Origin of the sequence: Rhizobium sp. YJ-22, from assembly GCF_029601685.1 — a bacterium.
Taxonomy (GTDB): Bacteria; Pseudomonadota; Alphaproteobacteria; order Rhizobiales; family Rhizobiaceae; genus Metarhizobium.
The window spans coordinates 121962-122542 of record NZ_JARRIR010000007.1; the positions used below are offsets into that span (position 1 = coordinate 121962).

Below are 581 nucleotides of genomic sequence, written 5' to 3' on the forward strand. Positions count from 1 at the left end.
ACGAGCGGCAGGATCTGAGCTACATCGAGAAGGTGCGTTTCGCCGAGCGCCTGCAGGCGCGCTTTTCCCGCGACGTGATCATGGCGGCGATGTCGATCTACAAGGGCGACCTCTCCAACATGCTGTCGGTGGCGGCGCGTATTCCGGCGGATGTGATCGATGCCATCGGACCCGCCCCCGGCATCGGTCGGCGAAGCTGGATGGAAATGGCCGATCTGCTCGCCAAGGGTGATTTCGTCGAACGCGCGCGCGAATTCCTGGCGACGCCGGAAGCGAGGGAAGCATTGTCGGCGGATCGTTTCAAGGTGATGCTGGCGGCGATGAGGCCACCGGAGACGCAGTCCAGGGCCGATGTCTGGACGGATGAGGATGGCACACGCCTGGCGCGGGTGACGCAGGACGCCGCCAGGGTGGAAATCATCATCGACCGCAAGCATGCGCCTGACTTTGCCGCCTTCGTGCTCGAACGATTGCCGGCGCTGCTGGAGGATTACCGGTCCAAAGGCCGGCAATAGGCATCTCCGGGAAAAGTCTCCGGAGACGCGCGAAACAAGGAACAGGTTTAGGAAACAGGAGACCGT

Annotated in this window: 1 protein-coding gene; it reads left to right on the forward strand. The window is 62.8% G+C overall.

All coding sequences use genetic code 11. From position 1 onward, the window contains the following. Positions 1 to 515, forward strand: a 515-nt coding sequence (locus P7F60_RS17225) for a plasmid partitioning protein RepB C-terminal domain-containing protein (RefSeq protein ID WP_277918979.1), incomplete at its 5' end; no start/stop codon positions are given. Positions 516 to 581 lie beyond the last annotated feature (66 nt).